We start from the raw sequence: 20,971 nt of genomic DNA, 5'->3' as shown, positions 1-20,971 counted from the left end.
AATAAGCGGAAAAGTTACATAGCTGTTTTTGCAGGACAGCTATAAAACTATTTGAAAGGAGGAAAACGAATGCCAAACTGCAAAACTATTGCTATATGCAATCAGAAGGGCGGCGTCGGAAAAACGACTACCACAATGAACTTGGGCATAGGCTTGGCGAATAAAGGTAAACGTGTACTCGTTGTTGACTCTGATCCGCAGGGCGATTTGACGACCTGTTTAGGCTGGCAGCGTGTTGACGAGATACCCGTTACCCTCGCTACGAAAATGCACGAGATTATCAGAGATAACGAAACCAACCCCGAAAGCGGCATACTCCATCATAACGAAGGAGTTGACCTTATTCCGTCCAACACGGATTTGGAGGGCTTGGAGATGTACCTTGTGACGGCTATGAGCCGTGAGAACATCTTAAAGAGTTATCTTAATATGGTTAAGTCAAATTACGACTACATCCTGATTGATTGCAGACCATCACTCGGTATGTTGACCTTGAACGCTTTGACGGCGGCAGACAGCGTGATTATCCCTGTTCAGGCTCAGTATTTGCCTGCAAGGGCTATGACACAGCTTCTTCGGACTGTTTCAAAGGTAAAGGCACATACAAATCCTAATTTGGCGATTGACGGCATTTTGCTGACGCTCGTCGATAACAGGACAAACCTTGCTAAAAGCACTGTGGACGCAATACGGAACAACTTTGGAAGCGTTGTTAAAATCTACAAAGCAAAAATCCCGATAGCGGTCAAAGCCGCCGAGGTAACTTCCAAAGGCAAAAGTATTTACGCCTACGAGCCTAACAGCAAGGTAGCACAGGCATACGCTGATTTCACAAAGGAGGTGTTGTCAGGTGGCAGACAGAAAGAGCGACTTCGCTCTGCCGACGCTCGATGACCTTTTCTCCACACAGGATGAACGGGATGACGCAAGGCTCGAAAAAATCAGAGATATTCCGCTTGACTTGATTGATGACTTTCCCGATCACCCTTTCCACGTCAGAGATGATGAGGATATGGTTCAGCTTGTCGAGAGTATCAAGACAAACGGCGTTTTAACGCCTGCCGTTCTCCGTCAGAAAGAGGACGGACGATATGAGGTTGTCAGCGGACACCGCAGAAAGCGAGCTTGTGAGCTTGCCGGGCTTTCCACCCTCAGAAGTGAGATTAAGGACTTAACCCGTGACGAAGCAGTTGTATATATGGTTGAGAGCAATTTTCAGCGTACAACAATCCTTCCCAGCGAGAAAGCCTTTGCTTACAAAATGAGGTTAGAAGCTATGAACAGGCAAGGAAAACGAACAGATTTAACTTCGTCGCCAGTGGCGACTAAGTTAGGTGGCGGACGTTCTGATGTAGAACTCAGCGAACAGGTTGGAGAAAGCAAAGACCAAATAAGACGATATATCCGCTTAACTAACCTTGTTCCCGAACTTTTAGAGTATGTGGACGAGGGCAGAATCAAAATGCGTCCTGCCGTTGAGTTGTCCTATCTTGACGAGGATAGTCAGCGTGACGTTGTAGAGCAGATTGACATTAACGACTGCACACCGTCGCACGACCAGACAATCCGAATGAGGAAAATGTTTGAAAGCGGCAAACTGACGGCGGAAGCTGTTGAAGCGATTATGTCGGAAGAAAAACCCAACCAGCGTGAGCGCATTGTGCTGCGTGGTGACAGAGTACGAAGCCTGATCCCGAAGAATGTTCAGTTGAAGGACACGGAGGACTATGTGTGCAAGGCTCTGGAGCACTACGCCAAGTATCTGCGCCACCGTTCAGAGCGTGACAGCAGGTAGGAAATGCAAAACATATTTTTTTGACTTCCCCCTTCCTCACACTCTAACCCCTAAGACTACCTGTACTATCCGAAAAGAAAGATATAATACTATCTCTTATTATAACTCTATCTCTTAATCATATATCTTTCTCTAATAGGGCAGGCAAGTCAATCAAACACACAATTTCAATTCAAAAAATTATGGAGGTAAACCAATGACAAAAGTATTCAACAAGAGGAACGCCAAGCGTATTACGGCAATTCTTTTAGCCGTTATCGCTGTCGTTTCCTCAATCTTAATCATCCCCGCCAATGCCGCAGGCAAAGAGGTGACCATCACCTTTGACTACTGCTATGACACAGGCGATAACATCATCACATTCGTGAAGTACACAGAACACGGCGGCTACACCGTCGGAACTGTCGGCGAGGAACTCTGCCGAATCTATGCAGACGGCAAGGACGCTTACTGTTTGGAGCCGGGACACTCGCTCTATTCAGGCAACACCCTGACAACAGATGCTTCGGCTGCGTGGAACGCACTCAGCAAGGCTCAGAAGAAAGCTATTAATCTTGCCCTTCTTTTCGGAAAGTCAGGAAACAGCTCCGGTCTTGTCGGAACAGACGGTCAGAAGTGGATCGCTACACAGTTGGTTGTATGGGAATTCTGCACAGGCTGTCGTGACGCTTCTACGTTCAAGCTCAGCAATTCCAAGTTTATTGACGGTATCACCGCAGGCGACCACAATCCGAACGTAAAGACCAACTACAACAAGATTATTGCCAAGCTCAACAGCTATAACGTGATTCCGAGTTTTTCCTACGATACACAGGCAAAAGCAAAGAGCAACGTTAAGGAGCTGAAATACAGCGACGGTAAGTACAGCCTTACGCTGACTGACAGCAACAAAATCTTGTCCGATTACACCTTCAAGAAAACAGGCGACGTATCTGTTTCTGTTTCGGGTAACAGCATTACACTGACATCGACGAAGGCAATTCCTGATGAGCTTGTATTCAGCGCAACCAAGAATATGCCGAAGGTAACGACTACCCTTGTCGCTTGCGGCAGCTCTACAAAGCAGGACGTTGTAACAGGCGTTCAGTCCGACACAGAAACCAAGACGGCGTATTTCGCTGTTAAGACCTCGGCAGGCTCACTCAAAATCGTCAAGACCTCCGACGACGGAAAGATCGAAGGTATCAAGTTTAAGGTCACGGGCGCTGACAATTACAGCAAGACCGTTACCACCAACGCAAAGGGCGAATTTCAGATTGATGACCTCAAGGTAGGAACATACACCGTAACCGAGGTTACCGAGGAAAGATACGAGGATCAGAAGGCGCAGACCGTTAAGGTCGAAAGCGGCAAAACCGCAACTGTTAAATTCAGCAATATTCTGAAGCGTGGTGAACTTCAGGTCGTAAAGACCTCTGAGGATAATTTCAACGAGGGCGTAAAATTCCACCTTTACGGCACATCACTCTCAGGCGCAAAGGTTGACGAGTATGCTACCACTGACAAGAACGGCGTAGCCAACTTTAAGAATATCCTTGTAAGCGGCGATAAGCCCTACACCCTTGAAGAAGTGGACACTGCAATTCGTTACGTTGTTCCGGAGTCACAGACTGCACCCGTTGTTTGGGACAAGGCGACTAAACGTGAATTTACCAATGTTTTGAAGAAGTTTACCGTAACCGTAGAAAAGACCGATGCTGAAACAAAGAAGGCACAGGGCGACGCTACGCTTGCCGGAGCAAAGTACGGCATCTATGACGGCGATAAGCTGATTGATACCTACACCACCGACAAGGACGGCAAATTCACCACAAAGGAATATGTTTGCGGCGATAATTGGACTATCAGAGAGATTGAGCCTTCCGAGGGCTATCTTCTCAACGAAACAGTTTACAATGTCGGCGCAGAAGCGAAGAACTACACCGTTGAGCATAACCCCGTATCTGTCGGCGTTACCGAACAGATCATCAAGGGCGAAATTGAAATCGTTAAGCACACCGATCAGGGACAGACCAAAATCGAAACACCCGAAGAAGGAGCCACGTTTCAGCTCTTTCTCAAAAGCGCAGGTAGTTTTGACAAAGCAAAGGACAGCGAGCGTGATACCCTTATCTGCGACGAAAAGGGATACGCAAAATCAAAGAAGCTGCCTTATGGCACTTACACCGTCCATCAGACCTACGGCTGGGAAGGCAGACACTATGTTGACGACTTCGATGTATTCGTCTGCGACAACTCTAAGCCGTACAGCTTCATCATTAATAATGATATCTTCGAGTCCTATCTTAAGGTTGTTAAGGTGGATGCTGAATCAGGAAGAACCATCCCCTATGAGGGAGCAGGATTCCAGATTTATGCACCCGATAATACTCTGATCACTATGTCCGTTCCGTACCCCTCGAATCTCACAATCGACACATTCTACACCAACAGCGAGGGCTATCTTATCACTCCCGAAATGCTCGTGTACGATAAGGGCTACAAGCTCGTAGAGGTTCAGGCTCCGCACGGCTATGTGCTTGACAGTACACCCATCACCTTTGACATCACAGAAGAAAACTCCACAGAGGAGGGCAGCATTGTTTTGACTAAGGTAAAGAAGCCGAACTACGCTCAGAAAGGCAAGATTACCATTGCCAAAGAGGGCGAAGTTTTCTATGGCGTAAATGTCAGCGGCGGTGCTGATGATGAGGGCAATGAAATCCCCACCATTTACCAGCCTGTTTATGAAACCGCAGGACTGAAAGGCGCTACCTATGAAATCCGTGCCGCAGAAGATATTATCACTCCCGACGGCACAGTCCGCAATCACAAGGGCGACCTTGTAGATACCGTTACAACAGGTAATGACGGCTTTGCAAAAAGCAAGGCGCTTTATCTTGGCAAGTACGAAATCAAGGAGATCCACGCTCCCTACGGAATGGTACTCAGTGATGAAATCCATAACGTAGAACTTGCCTACGCCGATCAGACCGTAGAGATTACTGAAACCTCTACATCGTTCTACAACGAAAGGCAGAAAGTCAATGTAAACCTCGAAAAGTGGCTTGAAACCAATGAGCCGTTTGACATCGGCACTAATGAGGAAATCAAGAATATTTCCTTTGGCTTATTCGCTACCGAGGAGCTTGTATCCGCAAGCGGAACTACCATTCCCGCAGACGGCTTGATTGAGATTATCACGCTTGATGAAAACGACAACGGCTTTGTGGGTACAGACCTTCCCTTTGGCAGTTACTATGTCAAGGAGCTTGCCACCGACGAGCATTATATCTTGACCGACACCAAATTCCCCGTTGTATTTGAATACGAGGGCGAAAATACTAAGACCGTTGACCTCACCGTGAATGACGGAGAGCCTATCACCAATGAGCTGATTTACGGTACTGTATCCGGTAAAAAAATTGACGAGAACGGCGAAGCGCTTGGCGGCGCAGTGATCGGACTGTTTAAGAGCGCAGACGCAGAGTTTACTGCGGAAAACGCAACCTTGACAACAGAATCAGCCGAGGACGGCAGCTTTACCTTTGGCGAGGATACTATCCCTTACGGCACTTGGTATGTCAGAGAAATCGAACAGCCGACAGGTTTTGTACTCAATGATACCGTCTATCCCGTTACAATCGGCAAGGACGGCGATGTTGTTGAAATCGAGATTGTCAACGAGCATATTCGTGGCAATGTAAAGACTACGAAGGTTGACGCTGATTATCCCGACAACAAGCTGACAGGCGCAGTATTTGAAATCTATTCCGACACCAACGCTGACGGCAAGCTCGACAAGGACGACAAACTGCTCGGCGAAATCAAGGAAACCGACACAGGCATTTATGAGATGGACGACCTTGTTTACGGTCACTATCTTGTAAAAGAGAAGAAGGCTCCCGACGGCTTTGTCCTCGATGAAAACACCTATCCCGTCTTTATCGAAACTGACGGTAAGACCTACGATGTTGAGAACGACGCAGGCAAGGGCTTCCTGAATGAAGCTATGAAAGGCTCGCTCAAAATCGTAAAGACTTCTTCCGATAATAAGGTTGAAGGTATCTCCTTCCGTGTAACAGGCGAGAATGGCTATGACAAGACCTTTAAGACAGATAAGAACGGCGAAATTCTCATTGAGGGTTTACGCATTGGCAAGTATGTCGTATCTGAGGTGAATAACGACGCTTCCGCAGGATATATTCTTCCTGATGATGAGGTTGTCGAGATTGAGTACGGCAAGACCGCCAGCGTTAAAATGCACAACGAAAAAATCCACGTTCCGCAGACAGGCGATGACAGTGCTCCGGGCAGCCTTTGGCTAATGATCGGCGGTATTTCGGCAGCCGGTATTGCGGCTTGCGTGACAGCTCTTGTAAGAAAGAGAAAGAAGCATAACAAGGAGGCGGCATAATGAAAGTGATTATTGCTATCGTTTTACTTGTTTTCATTATCGGCGGTTTTATCTTTCTTCAGATCAAGAACCGCAACAACAAGAAGTGATTATCAACACGACGGGCGGCTCAAAAGGTCGCCCGTCAGTTTTAGGAGGTACGAATGTATAAGTTAAAAACCGTGGAGAATATGGTGTTAAACGTACTGATCTCAACTCCCGACGCTCGTGACGACGATATGAGATTATATTATTACGTTTGCCGTGATTGCATAAGCGAAACTCACGGTAACACACACCTCTCCTTTGAAGAAGTTATGACCAACTATAAGGAGCTGGGCTGTCCCGGCTTTGAGAGCGTTCGGCGGACAAGGCAGAAGATTCAGGCAATTCTCCCGGAACTCGGCTGCTCGCCTGCTGCCCGCCGAAGAAGAAACAAAGGCGTTATCGCATACACGAACTACGCCTTAGACAAGGAGGGTAACTAATGGCTGATAAAACCACTATCACACCCCAGCAAAGGTTTAAGGTGCTGACAAAACTTTTTGAAGCGGGCTTCAAATCCGAAAAGGACTTGCAGAGTATCAACTTTCAGAATGTTTTCCGCATCGAAGGATTAACCGTGCAGGATATGAGTATCATATCCGAATTACAACAATACACAAAGAGCAACAAGCTCTATTCTTATCTTGGAGGTATGTTTGATGAACAACACAACGAATAACAAAAGAACCATTATCTGGACAAGTATCAATCCCGGCGCGCCGTGTTTTAAGGCAATGCTTAAAAAGGAAATGCCCGACATCGGCGAGGACGATATAAACGCCATTATTTATGGTTTCAATTACCACTATTTTAATGAATTGGTCAGTCATCTCAGCAAGGTAAGCATTGGTCAGCCGATTATTGCCTTAGCTTTGTTTGAGGGCTACGATGACGACGAGGACGACGGCTTTGGCATTCAGACAATCGACTCCGGCAATCTTGGCGAATGCTTTGATACAGACTACGACATTGCAGAATGGTACGTCGACAAAAGCGGCGATTTTCTGTCTTACCATATTGACCGTGATGGCGTTACTTATTGCAAGTATCTTGCTATCAAGAAGGACGCTCCGTTAAGCAAGGTGCAGCGCCTGTTCACCGAGATCGACAATGATGATTTTGATTTCAGTATTATCGGCGATGTAACCGAAAGCATCGGCGAAAAGGTGCTTGACGCTCTTGGTATTATGCACTTCTGTGATAAGGAAGGTGCATTTTGTGGAAAGTAATGCCGCACCGCTGAAAGGTAAGGAATGGCTGTACACCTATCGTAACAGTCAGCAAATCTCCTCTCAGACAGGCTTGATCGGTTATCTCCGTGCGGATATGGGTACGCTTGGAACGGAATTTTTCTCAACGTGGAACGGCTTTCGTGATGATTTGAATACGGACGATTTCAAGAAGGATATTGATACCGTCATCAACTCTTTCAGAGAGAAAGGCGGTTTTCTATCCAACCGTGATCAACTGGAAGATTTTTGTATTAACAGTGACAACGTATTCGCTTATAATACAGGCGTTGATTACGGCGTGAGGGTAAACACGAAGGAATACGCCTTCCTTATGCGGCTTAACCCTTACAAGGGCAACTACAATCTTTACTGCTACTGCTACAAGAAGGGTTGGCTTGATAGCCATCTTGAAAAAGCAGAGAAAGGTATCCGTTTCATTGATTCTCATTACAACGAGAAATTCAGAATCGAGGACGGCGACGAAATCATCATCAAGTCAACCGAGGAGAAAGATACCGTGCGTGACGCTCCCGCAAGATACGTTTGCCGATATATCGACGATTATCATTTTGAATACGGTATCAATTTACGCCATATCTGCGAATTTGCGGAGCTTTGCGAAAGAACTGGCAATATCGTTATTCCTCTCCGTGCGTCCCTGCCCAATCAATGCTATGTTTTCGTACAATCCGAAAACAAGATTGGCATTATCAATAAGGGCGAAATGGGATATACCGATTCAAAATCAGGTAACGGCAGACCAAGTGAAAATCGCAGACTTGTTGACGAGATGAATCGTAATATCGGCGTATCGCCTGCTCAGTATGAAGCAATGAAGGCAGGCTCTATGTTCGGCTGGCATACTCCGGCAGCCGATCCGAAGAACTATACAGAGAAAGGGACACCTATCAAACCAAAGAACAGAAGCCACGACGCAAGATAAGGAGGTGCTTTTCCTATGGCGAGAAAGTTTGACCTTATCTCAAAACTGTATTTAGACACCTCAAAAGAGGTGTTGTCGCCTGATAAATGGGCGGCTTTTTTACGCTCAGCCTGTTACAATTACAGACTGCGCTTTGACGAACAGCTCCTTGTTTACGCACAAAAGCCGGAAGCAACCGCCGTTCTCCAGATAGAGCGGTGGAACAGAACTTTCGGACGTTGGGTAAACAGAGGAGCAAAAGGCATTGCCGTCTTTGAAAGGCACGACGGCGTTTCACAGAAATTAGTACACTACTTCGATATATCCGATACACACGCAGGCGAATACGCAAGAGCTGTCCCTATTTGGACTATGCAGCCCGAATATACAGAAGAAGTAATCACGACGCTTGAAAACACTTTCGGTGATCTCGAAGATAAGGGTAGCCTTGCAAAAGCGATAATGTCGGCGGCAAACAACGCCGTTGAGGATAACGCTCCTGATTATATCAGGGACTTGCTTCTCAGCACAAACGACACCTTCCTTGAAGATTTAGGCGAGGACAGCGTAACGGCTATGTATAAGGAACTTTTGACGAACAGCGTCGCCTATATGATGATGACAAGGCTTGGCGTCAATACCGATATGTATTTTGACGATGATGATTTCCGTAACGTCGTCAATTTCAATTCTGATGACACCCTTAACGCCCTCGGTGTAGCTACCGGAGCGATCGCCGAGATGGGCTTGTCGGAGATTTCTAAGACTGTTTTGGCACTGAACCGTCAAAATCGCACATTTGCGGAAAACAGGCAACCCGAATATACTAATGACAGAAACAATGAAAGGAGTTTTGAAGATGGCAGAACTGACTTACACAATGCAGGGCGATTATCTGCTTCCCAACCTGACGCTTCCCGAACAGCCGAAGGTGGAGCTGGGACAGTACGCTCAGATGAGGAGAAAATATCTGTACCGTCAGCGCAGAATCCTCTATACCAATCTGCTGACGAAGGGCAAGCTGACCGAACACTTGGCGGAAACCGAACAGAGGGCGCTGGAGATGGAGGAACGCCTGCTCAAACAGATGGCAGCTCAGGAAGGCGTGACAGAGAAACTGAAAGCGGCAGATCCGTTGAAGTGGACACGCCTGATGAACAACCTCAGACACTCGGTGCAGGAGATCGTGCAGGCGGAAGTGATTTACGCTTAAATCCCGATGAACAGGCTCAGTCAAATGAGCCTGTTTCTTCTATCACCAACGATGACCGTTTTGTTAGAGGTGATACCAATTTTAACATCTTTGACGAAGAAGGCGAACGCAGGAAGCACCCGTTTTTCGGCGTCGATGAAGTTGTCAACGAAATCCTCGCTACTACACCCCACCTCAAGGCAAGCCTTGAAGAAATCAGAGGATATTTTGAAAGCTATTCAGATATTCAAAAGCGTACAGAGTATATCCGCAGCATATTCAACGATGATTTTACGGAGATTATCCTTGCTGATGATACCCGTGTAGGTTATAAAACCTACGAGAACGGTTTGCTCATTTGGAAAGGACGCTATCCCAGCCGTGAAGGACAGAGCTTTCATCGTTGGGACGCTGTTGCCGGACACTTTGAAGCTATGCGAATGCTCGATATGCTGCACAGCTCTATAAAACCCTTACCGTCACAGGACGGACAGCTACAACTCATTACAGAATCGGCAGGACGTAACAATCCTGCCTTTTCTTTTTCTCAGGAGCTTATCGACGCAGCGCTTACAAGAGGAAGCGGTGTATCCGAAGGTAAGCTGCGGATTTATGAGCAGTTTCAAAAGTCACTGTCAAAAGCTGAAAACATTTCATTTTTGAAAAGCGAATACGGCTGGGGCGGCTCGTCCAACGCAGTACCATACTCAGGCGTTGCAGAAATGCACGACGGTAAAGGTATCGAATTGAGTATCGGTTATGGTGAGAACGCTCCCAAACAAAAGCTCACCTGGAATTACGTTGAAAAACGTATAGGCGAGCTTATCAAACTTGACCGCTATCTTAATCCGAAAGAAAAGGAGTATTATCCGAAATGGCTTGAACGGCAAGAAGAACTACGGGCAGAGAGAGCCGCAGAACGTGAAATCCGTGAAGCGATGTACACGCCGCCGACAGAAAAGACTGCGCCTGCACCCACTGAATATGAGTACAGATATACTCTCGGTGCGTCGGTTTATATCGGCGCAAGCGAGTATGAGCTTATATCCCTTGACGACGACCGTGTAATGCTCTTTGATAAGAGTTTCCCGTTATTTAACAAGGAAATGCCGAGGGCTGAATTTGACGCAAAGGTCAAAGAAAACCCGATGAACGACCATTTGAAGGTCGCCATTCACCCCGAAAAAGAACAGGAAAGCACTGAGCGTGACTATTCAAAATACAATCCGCTTATGCAGGAGTATTTCAGATTGAAGGACGAAAATCCCGACACCATCATTCTGTATAGAATTGGCGAGTTTTTGGAAGCTATGGGCGACGACGCAGAGATTGTATCTCAGGCGTTGGGGCTGCAATTAACAAGGCGCAGGATTTCTTCCGAAGAAGATATTAAGATGTGCGGATTTCCTGCAAGCAGGCTTGAAACCAATCTGAATATGCTCCTTGACAGAGGACATAAGGTCGGTATCTCGAATATTGACGAGAATCATAGCCGTAAGTTTTATCTTATGGAATCCGACAGAGCACACGAGCCAATTCAGTCCCAGCCTGTTGGCAGAATTGACTACCTCAATGCTTCCGGCGAGGTTGAGAACTCTATTGAGTACACCAATCCCACAATGCTTGAAAGGGACATCAAAGAGGAAAGCACCTTTGATGTAAAAATGGCGGTCTATCTTTACAAGGACGCAGAAGGTAATACAATGCCCCACGATTTTATCGACAGGCTGCCTAACCCGTTACAGCGTTTTGAAATCATCGACCAACCACAGCCGCAATCCGAGTATGATATTCTGATGAATCGAGCGTCAGAGCTTATACGAGGATATATTGAAAAAGAGTTTGGCGTTGAGGATGTTCCAGATTTACCTGATGATTTATCCTCAATTAACGTCGGTTACACAACAACAGAGGACGAGCAGCACGAAATCACAGCCAATGTAAATCTTGTAGATTATCGCATTGAAACTTGGGTTGATGACACCTTAGTCCGTACCGAGCAGTATGATTCCTTGCAGGATATTGTTGAGAACGGTCTGGACGGTATGGAGTTTTCCGACCTCATATATGTGTCCGACGAGGAACTTGCTCCGTTCTATGAACCCGATGACGATGTAGCCGAGGTAGTGCATACTCCGTATAGCAGTCCTCCCGGATCTTTTATCGACCACTATTATGTTGTCGATGATCTGAGAGCAGCACCGCTTAAGGTTACAGAGTATCAAAACCGAGATGAAGCGCTGTCGGCTTACTTTGAATTGCCTGCCGACAAATTGAAAGCCTTTGGTTTGATGAACACCAAAGAACTTCCCGGCAGTCTGGACTTTATTCAATGTATCGACGGTAAGGATACTTTCATTGAGGATTATATCAAGACAGATGATCCCTCTTGGCAAAATCCCGAGGTTGATGAGCTTGTCGAATATCTGAAACAACAGCTTGACGAGCGTTCGTCTGTTCAGCAAGTAAACGATGTTCTTGATGATATAGATCCTGTCGTTATCCGTCAGCAGCTTGCGGACGCAGGGATAGTCAACGGTCAGCTTGTCGATGAAGATAAGCTGAACAATGATCCGTTTATTCAACAGGTATATGTAGACGCTAATGACGCTGCACGGGAACAGGAACAATCCGGGAATGAGCCGCAGCTTCGTTCTATCACTTTCGACTTGACTGCTCCTGAACAAGACGGAGCAAATCAGGATTTGATTGGCAAGCGGTTACGGCTTGACGACCGTGAATTTGAAGTTATCAAAGTCAATATGTACGGAGATGTCAGCCTGCAAGACCTTACCTTTCAAAGTGATACAGGCTTCCCGATTGTAAGGGTTGAAAAAGTTGGTTTTGTTCGCCGTGCCATTGAAGAACAACAGGCACAGCAGGAAGAAATCACACCCGCTTGGGAGCGTCAGCCGAGAGTAAAGGCACAGACCTTTGACCTTCACCCAGACATTCCTATGGCAGACCGACACACCTTTGACCTTAAAGGTTTTGAGCTTGAGGAGGTTGGCAAAAAGGCACGTTTTCGCAGAAATGTTGAAGCAATCCGTGTCTTAAAAGAGTGTGAGTTTGATAACAGATTTGCCACACCCGAAGAACAACAAATCCTCGCTCAGTACGTCGGCTGGGGCGGTATTCCCGAAGCGTTTGATGAGAACAATTCAGCTTGGTCGGACGAGTTTACGGAGCTTTACGGCTTACTATCTCCCGAAGAATATAACTCCGCAAGAGAAAGCACGTTGACGGCATTTTACACGCCGCCTGTTGTGATCGCCGCTATCTACAAGACGATGGCACAGATGGGCTTTAAGGAAGGCAATATCTTGGAGCCTTCCTGCGGTATCGGTAACTTTATCGGTATGCTGCCGCAAAGTATGGAGAACAGCCGTGTATATGGCGTTGAGATTGATAAAATTTCCGCAGGTATCGCACAGCAGCTCTATCAGCGTTCCTCTATTGCGGCACAACCATTTGAGGAAGCAGAGATACCCGACAGCTTCTTTGACGGCGTTGTCGGTAATGTTCCGTTCGGCGATTTCAGCGTAGCCGACAAGCGTTACGATAAAAACCATTTTCTTATTCACGACTACTTCTTCGCTAAATCCCTCGACAAGCTCCGTCCGGGCGGCGTTATGGCGTTGGTAACTTCTAAAGGCACGATGGACAAAGAAAGTCCTGCTGTCAGGAAGTACATTGCTCAGAGAGCCGAGCTGCTCGGAGCAATCCGCTTACCGAATAACACCTTTAAGGGTAACGCTGGCACAGAGGTAGTATCGGATATTCTTATCCTTCAAAAGCGTGACCGTATCGTAGATATTGAACCTGATTGGGTACACCTTGATACCGATGAAAACGGTATCCGAATGAACAGCTATTTTGTTCAGCACCCCGAAATGATTCTCGGTGATATGCAAATGGTATCCGGGCGTTTCGGTCAGGAATCTACCTGCGTACCGTATGAAAACGCAGACCTTGAAAGCCTGCTCGATGAAGCCGTAGCCAATATTCACGGCGAGATTGACGAATATGAGCAGGACGAGGAGCTGGAGGAAGAAGACAATTCTATTCCCGCTGATCCGACTGTCAGGAACTTCTCATACACGCTGCTTGACGACGTAATCTACTTTAGAGAGAACAGCCGAATGTCGCCCGTCGATATGTCGGCGACGGCTGAAAACAGAATAAAGGGCTTAATTCAAATCCGCAATTCCGTCCGTCATCTGTTGGAATTACAGACGGAAGATTATCCCGACAGCGAGATAAAAGCGGAAATGGAACGCCTGAATACGCTGTATGACAGCTTCACAAAACAGTACGGACTGATCAGCAGCCGTGCCAATAATATGGCGTTCTCACGGGACAGCTCCTATTCGCTCCTGTCCTCATTGGAGGTACTTGATGATGAGGGCAACCTTGAACGCAAGGCGGATATTTTCTATAAGCGTACCGTCAGAGCATACAAACCCGTGACCTCGGTAGATACAGCTTCCGAAGCGCTCGCCGTTTCTATGGGAGAAAAAGCAGAGGTCGATATGGACTATATGCGTGAGCTGACAGGCAAATCCGAACAGGAGATTTACAACGAACTCAAAGGCGTAATCTATCTGAACCCGTTGCACGAAGGCAATCCGCACTATGAGGACAAATACCTGATAGCGGACGAGTATCTTTCCGGTAATGTCCGGGAAAAACTTGAAATTGCACGAGCTGCGGCGGCTAATAAGCCTGAATATTCTATCAATGTTCAGGCTCTTGAAAAGGTGCAGCCTGAGCCTTTGACGGCTTCCGAAATATCCGTCAGGCTCGGCGCTACTTGGATACCGCCTGAGATAGTGCAGCAGTTTATCTATGAGTTTCTGGATACTCCCCGTTACGCACAGTGGGATATTAAGCTCCATTATTCGCCCTATACCAGTGAGTGGAACATCGAGAAAAAGAGCTATGATCCTACGAATATCAAGGCATACCGCACTTACGGTACAGACCGCATTAACGCCTACAAAATCATTGAGGAAACCCTTAATCTCCGTGATGTCCGTATCTTCGATTACGTCGAGGACGAGTTTGGTAAACGCAAGCCTGTCCTGAATAAAAAGGAAACGACCATTGCTTTGCAGAAGCAGGAGCTTATCAAAGAAGGCTTCAAGGAATGGATTTGGCAAGATCCGCAGCGCCGTGAGCGGCTCTGTAAACTCTACAACGAAAAATTCAACAGCACTCGCCCCCGTGAGTACGACGGAAGTCATATCACCTTTAGCGGTATGAATCCCGAAATTGAACTCCGAGAACATCAAAAGAACGCCGTCGCCCACATTTTATACGGCGGCAATACGCTCCTTGCACACGCAGTTGGGGCAGGAAAGAGTGCGACACGTTCGTAACTGAAAAGGTTACGCACAAGTCAGCTATTATGAAAAACGAAATTGAAAGGAGTTCGTTAAAAAGACTTGGAGAACTGATATTCCGATAGGTGGAATGAAGGGGTAACGCCCTGAAACACCTACCTTACAAACTGCGATATGCGGTAATTCTATGTAACAAGAATCACGGTATAAAGCTCGCCAAAGTCGGCAGAAGTACACCCAAACAGTAACGCTGTGGAAAGTGTTCCAGAGGTGGAATATGTGTATGATATGCCGGAGGTCTATAAACTACCTATGGTTAGAATGTCATTATTGACTGACGAAATCCCGAAAGTACGGGTCTAAAAGGCGTAGGAGCAGAAATGTTCCTTTCCGAATACGGAAGTATGTGAGGATAAGTAAGAATTTTTACTATGAAAGTCCTTGTGATATGAACGGTATCACCCAGCATACAGGCTCAGAGGGACACCTACGGGTAGATATGTATAGATAGGAATATCGGAACGTGGAAAGGCTAAAACACGGAGTCAGTTACAGACTATGAAGTGGTGAATTGGAAAATACAGTTGTATATAACAATTCTTTATTTAGCTGAGAGAGGTGGCACAGTACCTTTGAAGCTGTAGAAATACAGCAGAGGGATAGCCACCAGTCGATGATAATGTATAAATTGAAAACTACGTTAATTCAAAGGTTCGAGTATGACTAAGAAAAGCGAAATCCTAAACAGGAGAGTATCTGACTTTGGCAAACAGAACACGACCCCTAAAGAAACAGAAAATCCGCAACTCTGAATATTACGATATGCAGGCTGTGTTTGATGAATTGTACGCAAAGAGTAATAAGGGCAGTTATTTCAAGAATTTAGTTGAAATAATCAAAGCACCCGAAAACATCAAACTGGCGTATAGAAATATCAGAAAGAACAGCGGCAGTAAAACAGCAGGTGTGGATAATAAGACAATCAGCGATTTGAATAAGTGGAAAGAAAGTGCGTTAATATCCCACGTCCAGAAAAAGCTGGATTGGTATATTCCAAACGCAGTCCGTAGAGTAGAAATTCCGAAAAGCAATGGCAAAACCCGACCTTTAGGAATACCTACCATTATGGATAGACTTATTCAACAATGTATTTTACAGGTGCTAGAGCCTATCTGTGAAGCAAAGTTTTTCAAAAGAAGCAACGGCTTTCGTCCTAATCATAGTGCGGAAAACGCTATTGCTCAGGCTGAAAGAATGATACAAAATGTCGGTTGTCATTACGTAATTGACATTGATATTAAATCGTTCTTTGACAACGTCAATCACGGAAAACTGCTGAAACAGATGTGGACGCTTGGTATCAGGGATAAAAAGCTGCTTTCTATCATTTCAGCCATGCTTAAAGCAGAAGTGGCAGGAATAGGCTTCCCCGAAAAAGGTACGCCACAAGGTGGAATAATCTCCCCTCTATTATCCAACATCGTTCTGAATGAACTGGACTGGTGGATAGTCAGTCAATGGGAAGAAATGCCAACCGAGCATAACTATATTCACAGAATATATGCTAACGGAACGCCTGACAAGAGCAGTCTAATCCGAACATTAAGGGATTTTACTGAATTGAAAGAGTGCTATGTCGTAAGATATGCAGATGATTTCAAAATATTTTGCAAGAAATATTCTGATGCGGTTAAATTATTTGCCGCAACAAAGAAATGGCTGTGGGAACGATTAGGATTGGAAATCAGCCCTGAGAAGTCAAAAATAGTTAATCTAAAACGCCATTATTCTGAATTCTTAGGCTTTAAGCTGAAAGTAAGGATAAAAGGCAAAAAGAATAACGGACAGCCCAAATATGTAATCGAAGCGCATATCAAGGACAATGCACTAATCAAAATTCGTGATAAGAGTAAGCAGATAATCGGGGATTTGCGTAAAACGTATGACCCGAATATGGAATACCGATTGATACAGAAATACAACTCGTATATTATCGGGATTCACAATTATTACTGTATTGCTACTCACGTCAACATTGATATACAAAAAATCGCTTTTGATGTCAAAAAGAGCCTTTACAACAGACTAAAACACAGAATTACCAAAACAGGTAACATTACTAACAGATATATAAAATCGAAATATGGAAAAAGTCGTGAAGTGCGATATATCAACGAACACGCCATTGTACCAATTGCTTATGTTCAGCACAGAGTACCAATGGACAAAAAGTTGAAAATCAATAAGTACACACCGCAAGGCAGAGCAGAAATTCATAAGAATTTAGGCAATGTAGATATGTCGGTATTGTATCACTTGATGAACAACCCCTGTGGCACAGAAAGTATTGAATATAACGACAACAGAATTTCAATGTATGTTGCACAAGTAGGAAAATGTGCAGTATCAGGTGTGTTCCTTGAAGCAAATCAGGTTGACTGTCACCATAAAACGCCGAAATGTTACGGCGGTGATGACAGCTATCAAAACCTGATTATTGTATCTGACAAAATCCATATTCTAATTCATTCCAGTAATGAGAGAACGATTAAGAAATATCTTGGTATGTTAAAGCTGAATAAAAGGCAAATGAGTAAACTCAACAAATTAAGAGCGCAGGCACAAATGCCAGCGCTACAATATGAGGTTTAATCTGTTTGAAACGTAGATTCTTATAAAGATTATCACCGATGGAAAGCCGTGTGACGGGAAACTGTCACGCACGGTTTGGAGCGGGGGAAAAACTGGAGATAACATCAAAGGTTTACCTATCGCTATCGTTTGAGATGACGGCGGCTGCTATGGAAAGTAAAAGGCTTGGATTATGCTCCAAGTCTTTATTTGTTGTGCCGAATCACCTCACTGAACAATGGGCTGCGGAGTTTTTACAGCTCTATCCTGCGGCGAATATTCTGGTGGCGACAAAGAAAGATTTTGAAACCGCAAACCGTAAACGTTTCTGCGGCAGAATAGCCACAGGCGATTACGACGCTATCATAATCGGACACTCTCAGTTTGAGAAAATCCCGATGAGCATAGAGCGACAGAGAGCCTTAATCGAACAGCAGATTGATGACATTACCGATGGTATAGCGGAACTCAAAGCTAATAAAGGAGAAAACTTCTCCATCAAGCAGCTTGAAAAGAGCCGTAAATCATTGCAAACGAAGTTGAAAAAGCTCAACGACCAAAGCCGTAAAGATGATGTTGTCACCTTTGAGGAGCTTGGCGTAGACAGGCTTTTTATTGACGAGAGCCATTTCTATAAAAACCTTTTCCTCGCAACGAAAATGCGTAACGTCGGCGGCATCGCTCAAACAGAAGCGCAGAAAAGCTCAGATCTATTTATGAAATGCAGATACCTTGATGAGCTGACAGGTGGTCGAGGAACCGTATTCGCTACGGGAACGCCGATAAGCAATTCTATGGTTGAGCTGTACACTATTCAGAGGTATTTACAATACAATACCCTGTTAGAGAACGGCTTGCAGCACTTCGACGCTTGGGCTTCCACTTTCGGTGAAACCGTTACCGCTTATGAGTTGAAGCCCGAAGGTACGGGATACAGAACTAAAACCCGCTTTGCGAAGTTTTACAATCTTCCCGAACTTATGGCAATGTTCAAACAGGTGGCGGATATAAGGACGGCGGACACTTTAAACCTGCCGACGCCCACTCCCCACTATCATAATGTTGCCGTGAAGCCGTCTGATTATCAGAAGGAAATGGTAGAGAGTTTTGCGGAGCGAGCCGATAAAGTCAGAGGTGGCAGCGTAGATCCGAGCGTAGATAATATGCTCAAAATCACGAACGACGGACGAAAACTCGCTCTTGACCAGCGTATGATTAGTCCTATGCTCCCTGACTTTGAGGGCAGTAAAATCAACGCTTGCGTGAACAATATCTATCAGATATGGGAAGAAAACGCAGACAAGAAATCAGCGCAGCTTGTGTTCTGTGACCTCTCTACGCCAAAGGCGGAAGATGAATTTTCCGTCTATACGGACATTCGCAAAAAGCTGATTGAGCGAGGTGTGCCGGAGAGCGAAATCCGCTTCATTCACGAAGCTAAAACTGAGGTGCAGAAGCAAGAGCTTTTCAAAAAAGTCCGTAAGGGCGAAGTCAGAGTTTTACTTGGCTCCACTCAAAAAATGGGTGCCGGAACCAATGTTCAGGATAAGCTCATAGCCTTGCACGATATTGATTGTCCGTGGCGACCGAGCGATCTTGAACAACGTTCGGGACGTATTATCCGACAGGGTAACGAGAACACTGATGTTCATATCTACCGTTATGTAACGGAGCAGACCTTTGACGCATATATGTATCAGCTTGTCGAGGGTAAGCAAAAGTTTTCGGCGCAGATTATGACGAGCAAATCGCCCGTCCGTTCCGCTGAGGATATTGATGATACCGCACTTTCCTACGCCGAGATTAAGATGTTGGCGACAGGCAATCCGTACATCAAAGAGAAGATGGATTTGGATATTCAGGTAAACAAGCTGAAAATGCTTAAGTCCTATTACCTCTCTCAGAAGTACGACCTTGAGGATAAAATAATCAAATTCTATCCGAAAGAAATCGCCTTGCAGACCGAAAAAATCAAGGGATTGAAAGCTGATTTGGAAACTCAGAAAGCTCACCCGAAAGAGGTCGATGATAAGTTTGTCGGTATGACGATCAATGGCGTTGAGTACGCTGATAAAGCCGAAGCAGGAAAAGCAATCATTGAATTTTGCAAGGCAAAAATGAGCGCAGACGACGAACTGATGGGCTGCTACCGTGGCTTCAAAATGGACGTTTGTTTTGACAGCTTTGAGCGGGCTTATGTTGTAACGCTCAAAGGAGCAGCGTCACATCACGTTTCACTCGGCATTGATAATATCGGTAATATTACCCGACTGGATAACGCCATTGACGGCATCGAAAAGCGCCTTGTCAAAGCGGAGGAACAGCTTGAAAATCTAAAAACTCAGCTTGAAACCGCAAAGACAGAGGTTGAAAAACCGTTCGCCCAAGAGGACGAACTCAGACAGAAGATGGCTCGATTGACCGAGCTGAACGCCCTTCTCGATATGAACAAGGGCGATGTTCCTGTTGTCGGCGGAGAGCCTGACGAGGGCGATAACTCACCCGAAAAAAACAGGGACAACCGAAACAGATAAGGAGGATTTTACTACTATGACTGACAAAAACTATAACGAGCTTCTCAGAAAGAGAGTGCTTCAGGAGAACAGAGAATTTAACGAGGAGCTTGAAAAGCTCCCCGCTCACGAAGCATTGAGCCGTGCCTATGAAAAAGTTATCAAGGAGGATTTGGTGTGCAGCATCAGCGAAGGCAATCTCACCAATACGGAAGCAAGAGCGCTTCTGCGACTGAAACATCCGCTTGATGAACTTTACAGCGAATGGCTGCATAACGATATGAGCTACAACGATATGCTCCGTGCAACCATCAAAGACCGTGCGACTTCGGCGGTGCGTGAAATGAAAAGTCAGGCACTCGACGATAGATAACGGCTATGCCGTATGTTGACGCTCAGGCTGTCGCCCAAGCGAGAGAAATGGATTTGCTAACGTACTTGCAGAACTATGAGCCGCAGGAACTTGTGAAGATCTCCGGCGACAATTACTGCACCCGCAGCCACGACAGTTTGAAGATTTCCAACGGCAAATGGTATTGGTGGTCGAGAGGTTTCGGAGGTTATTCCGCTCTCGACTACCTTGTTAAAGTACGAGGTTTACGGTTTTCAAAAGCTGTTGAAACCATCGTAGGCAGATGTGCGGCAGAGCCGCCCGTGTATGCCGATAAGAAGAAAAACAACAAGCCAAAGCTCTTGCTTCTGCCTGATAAAAGTGCTTCCAACAGAGTGATTTTCAGGTATCTTTGCGGCAGAGGAATTGACCGGGAGCTTGTTGCTAAATGCGTATCTGAGGGTAAAGTTTTCGAGAGCCTTCCGTACCATAATGTTGTTTTTGTGGGCTTCGATACAGAAAACAAACCGAGGTACGCTTCCTATCGGGCGACGGGTAGAATGAGAATTTTGGGCGATTGCTCAGGCAGC

12 protein-coding genes and 2 pseudogenes are annotated in these 20,971 nt (G+C 45.7%); all 14 read left to right on the top strand.

Going from position 1 to position 20,971, the window contains the following annotated elements:
- Positions 1–69: 69 nt before the first annotated feature.
- Positions 70–894 carry a ParA family protein gene (locus JKK62_RS01130; RefSeq protein ID WP_186833873.1) on the top strand — a complete coding sequence of 275 codons (825 nt, stop codon included), beginning with the start codon at positions 70–72 and terminating at the stop codon, positions 892–894.
- Positions 851–1,795: a ParB/RepB/Spo0J family partition protein gene (locus JKK62_RS01125; protein WP_201426579.1), complete on the top strand. Its 945-nt coding sequence runs from the start codon at positions 851–853 to the stop codon at positions 1,793–1,795. The genes JKK62_RS01130 and JKK62_RS01125 overlap by 44 nt, the downstream gene beginning before the upstream one ends.
- A gap of 196 nt (positions 1,796–1,991) precedes the next feature.
- Positions 1,992–6,191: a SpaA isopeptide-forming pilin-related protein gene (locus JKK62_RS01120; RefSeq protein WP_201426578.1), complete on the top strand. Its 4,200-nt coding sequence runs from the start codon at positions 1,992–1,994 to the stop codon at positions 6,189–6,191.
- Between the two features lie 143 nt (positions 6,192–6,334).
- Positions 6,335–6,658: a hypothetical protein gene (locus JKK62_RS01115; protein ID WP_186833876.1), complete on the top strand. Its 324-nt coding sequence runs from the start codon at positions 6,335–6,337 to the stop codon at positions 6,656–6,658.
- Positions 6,658–6,894: a hypothetical protein gene (locus tag JKK62_RS01110; RefSeq protein WP_186833877.1), complete on the top strand. Its 237-nt coding sequence runs from the start codon at positions 6,658–6,660 to the stop codon at positions 6,892–6,894. Before JKK62_RS01115 ends, JKK62_RS01110 begins: the two co-directional genes overlap by 1 nt.
- Positions 6,875–7,444: a hypothetical protein gene (locus JKK62_RS01105; RefSeq protein ID WP_201426577.1), complete on the top strand. Its 570-nt coding sequence runs from the start codon at positions 6,875–6,877 to the stop codon at positions 7,442–7,444. The genes JKK62_RS01110 and JKK62_RS01105 overlap by 20 nt, the downstream gene beginning before the upstream one ends.
- Complete coding sequence (locus tag JKK62_RS01100) at positions 7,434–8,390, top strand: hypothetical protein (protein WP_366502800.1); 957 nt, start codon at positions 7,434–7,436, stop codon at positions 8,388–8,390. The genes JKK62_RS01105 and JKK62_RS01100 overlap by 11 nt, the downstream gene beginning before the upstream one ends.
- A gap of 838 nt (positions 8,391–9,228) precedes the next feature.
- Positions 9,229–9,582: a TnpV protein gene (locus tag JKK62_RS01095; RefSeq protein ID WP_186833881.1), complete on the top strand. Its 354-nt coding sequence runs from the start codon at positions 9,229–9,231 to the stop codon at positions 9,580–9,582.
- Between the two features lie 413 nt (positions 9,583–9,995).
- A pseudogene (locus JKK62_RS18050) lies at positions 9,996–11,036 on the top strand (MutS N-terminal domain-containing protein); the annotation flags it as partial.
- A gap of 2,991 nt (positions 11,037–14,027) precedes the next feature.
- Positions 14,028–14,942: a DUF8437 domain-containing protein gene (locus tag JKK62_RS18110; RefSeq protein ID WP_494545956.1), complete on the top strand. Its 915-nt coding sequence runs from the start codon at positions 14,028–14,030 to the stop codon at positions 14,940–14,942.
- A 726-nt stretch (positions 14,943–15,668) separates the two neighbouring features.
- A complete protein-coding gene (gene ltrA / locus JKK62_RS01085) occupies positions 15,669–17,558 on the top strand; it encodes a group II intron reverse transcriptase/maturase (RefSeq protein ID WP_366502798.1) in 1,890 nt (629 codons plus the stop codon).
- 47 nt (positions 17,559–17,605) lie between these two features.
- A pseudogene (locus JKK62_RS01080) lies at positions 17,606–20,071 on the top strand (helicase-like domain-containing protein); the annotation flags it as partial.
- Positions 20,072–20,087: 16 nt separating this feature from the next.
- Entirely contained in the window at positions 20,088–20,423 is a 336-nt protein-coding gene (locus JKK62_RS01075) for a DUF3848 domain-containing protein (protein WP_186833912.1), read from the top strand.
- Positions 20,424–20,428: 5 nt separating this feature from the next.
- Positions 20,429–20,971: DUF3991 domain-containing protein (locus JKK62_RS01070; protein ID WP_201426575.1), on the top strand; the 543-nt coding region annotated here is incomplete at its 3' end.

This window comes from Ruminococcus difficilis (genome assembly GCF_016680995.1).
This window is presented reverse-complemented; position numbering and strand designations above follow the sequence as displayed.

Excerpts from the sequence above, each read along its gene's own strand:
- JKK62_RS01130 (WP_186833873.1), top strand. The coding sequence starts at position 70 with ATGCCAAACTGCAAAACTATTGCTATATGCAATCAGAAGGGCGGCGTC.
- JKK62_RS01120 (WP_201426578.1), top strand. The coding sequence starts at position 1,992 with ATGACAAAAGTATTCAACAAGAGGAACGCCAAGCGTATTACGGCAATT.
- JKK62_RS01115 (WP_186833876.1), top strand. The coding sequence starts at position 6,335 with ATGTATAAGTTAAAAACCGTGGAGAATATGGTGTTAAACGTACTGATC.
- JKK62_RS01110 (WP_186833877.1), top strand. The coding sequence starts at position 6,658 with ATGGCTGATAAAACCACTATCACACCCCAGCAAAGGTTTAAGGTGCTG.
- JKK62_RS01105 (WP_201426577.1), top strand. The coding sequence starts at position 6,875 with ATGAACAACACAACGAATAACAAAAGAACCATTATCTGGACAAGTATC.
- JKK62_RS01095 (WP_186833881.1), top strand. The coding sequence starts at position 9,229 with ATGGCAGAACTGACTTACACAATGCAGGGCGATTATCTGCTTCCCAAC.
- JKK62_RS01075 (WP_186833912.1), top strand. The coding sequence starts at position 20,088 with ATGACTGACAAAAACTATAACGAGCTTCTCAGAAAGAGAGTGCTTCAG.